The sequence below is a fragment of the Moorena sp. SIO1G6 genome (assembly GCF_010672795.1).
In the GTDB taxonomy this organism is placed as follows: domain Bacteria; phylum Cyanobacteriota; class Cyanobacteriia; order Cyanobacteriales; family Coleofasciculaceae; genus Moorena; species Moorena producens.
This window is the reverse complement of sequence record NZ_JAAHFZ010000188.1, coordinates 1-1,301: the sequence shown is the minus strand read 5'-3', so window position 1 is coordinate 1,301 and position 1,301 is coordinate 1. Positions and strand designations below refer to the sequence as shown.

The 1,301-nt window shown below is 48.5% G+C and carries 2 protein-coding genes; both read left to right on the top strand.

Translation table 11 applies throughout. From position 1 onward, the window contains the following. Positions 1-286, top strand: a 286-nt coding sequence (locus F6K63_RS36940) for a helix-turn-helix domain-containing protein (protein ID WP_353813189.1), incomplete at its 5' end; no start/stop codon positions are given. Then, positions 279-1,121 (top strand): IS630 family transposase, encoded by an 843-nt coding sequence (locus F6K63_RS36935; RefSeq protein ID WP_287315021.1) that lies wholly within the window; start codon positions 279-281, stop codon positions 1,119-1,121. The genes F6K63_RS36940 and F6K63_RS36935, both read left to right, overlap by 8 nt. Positions 1,122-1,301: the final 180 nt, after the last annotated feature.

Sequence of the window (1,301 nt, the reverse complement as noted above, 5' to 3'; positions counted from 1 at the left end):
CCCTATGAGCAGACAGCCGATACTAGAGTTGGATGAGGTAAGCCGTATCACGCTAGAGGCGATGCGAGATAATCATCCCAAAGCATATATGCGAGAAAGAGCCGCAGCGCTCCTAAAAATGGCAGCCGGCAAGAGTGGAGCGGAAGTAGCTCGTTCAGGACTTCTGAAAGAACGCCAGGCCGATACAGTTTATGGCTGGCGCAGCAACTATGAGCAAGAGGGTCTAGGCGGGCTCTACCTAAAGCCAGGGCGAGGTAGAAAGCCCGCTTTTTCCCCCTCTGAGTAAAGAAGAAGCGAGCAGGCAGCTCGAAGCTCTATTTCGCCAAAGTCCAAGAAGGTACAACTGCCTTCAAACTCGCTGGCGTCTTCAAGATGTAGGCCGAGCTATCGCTTGGCTCGAAGGAATGAGTGAACCAGGTATCTACAAGGTGCTCAAGCGGTTAGGATTTAGCCGCAAACAGGCTCTGAGCTTTATACATAGCCCTGACCCCGAGTACCAAGCGAAATGGCAGAGAATCCTTCGAGCCTATCAGGAAGCCATCACTACGCCTGAAAAGGTAGTGCTTCTTTTTCAAGATGAGCTGACCTATTATCGTCGGCCATCAAAAAGTAAGGCATGGCATCAGCAAGGGAAGAAGCAACCACTGGCACATGAGGCTCCTCGGTCCAACACAAAAACACGGATAGCAGCAGCTCTTGATGGTATTCTTGGCCGAGTTATCTATCTCCAACGCAGTACTATTGGCAAAGATGCTCTCATCAAATTCCATGAGCAAATCCGACTTGCCTATCCTCACGCAGAGACGATTTACCTCGTCCAGGACAACTGGCCCTGTCACAAATTGCCTGAAGTTTTACAAGCTGCTGCTGACAACCGCGTTACACCTTTGTTTTTACCAACTTACGCCTCTTGGCTTAACCCCATTGAGAAGCTCTGGCGTTGGCTCAAACAGGAGGTCATACACTTACACCCTTTTGCTCATGAAGAACGGCTCGTTTCACTCCGGACCCAGGTCACAGCTTTTCTTGACCGTTTTCAGCATCGCTCTCGGCAACTTCTCCATTACACCGGCATTTTGCCCAGACACGAGCCTGATTTTTCTACCCGTTTATTTTGTTAATCTGCAATAGCCTTAAAGAAAAGGATTTTCCGTGGTTTTGCCTCATCCCCTGGCCCCTTCTCCATGTTCGTTTCGCTATAGAGAAGGGGTATGGAAAATCTTTTACTAGATATCTATAGATTAATTATATCATATGGAACTGAACTAAGGTCTGGCGGGTTTTCATTGGATGCATTACAT